Source organism: Streptomyces sp. 13-12-16, from assembly GCF_002114215.1.
Lineage (GTDB): Bacteria > Actinomycetota > Actinomycetes > Streptomycetales > Streptomycetaceae > Streptomyces.
Map to the genome: position 1 here is coordinate 1 of NZ_NCTE01001502.1, position 557 is coordinate 557.

At 77.4% G+C, this 557-nt stretch carries 1 pseudogene; it reads left to right on the plus strand.

Annotated features, from left to right (window positions below):
* Window positions 1-557: pseudogene (locus tag B7767_RS43720) on the plus strand (ABC transporter); the annotation flags it as partial.

A 557-nucleotide genomic window follows, 5' to 3' on the forward strand; every position in this document is an offset into this window, starting at 1 on the left:
CAACTGGCGGTGGTGGTCGTGCTGGCCGCGGGGGTCGGGGCGGTGATCCGCCGGACGCGGTTCGGGCGGGAGCTGCGGGCCGTCGTGGACGACCGGCGACTGGCCGTGCTCGCCGGTGTGGACGCGGACCGGGTGGCGGCGGCGGGCTGGGCGTTCGGCTCGTTCACGGCCGGTCTGACCGGCGTGCTGCTGGCGCCGTACGTGCGGCTCGACCCGTACGGGCTGCCGCTGCTCGTGATGGAGGTGGTGGCGGTCGCGGTCGCCGCGCGGATGCGCGGTCCGGCCGTGGCGGTGGTCGTCGCGCTCGGCATCGGGGTGGCGCAGAGCCAGCTCACGCGGTTGCACCCGTCCGGGTGGGGTGAGCCGTTGCTGCAGGCCGTGGGCGCCAACCTGTTCGTCGTGGCGCTGCTGGTCGCCGCCCTGGTGCTGCCCGGAGTCGGCACGCGCGACGCGCTCCCGCGCCCCGCCGCCGCGCGGGTGCCCGCTCACCCGGGCGCCTGGATCGTGGCCGGGGTGCTGTTCCTGCTGCCGCTGGGCCTCGCCGGGCGCGATCTGCA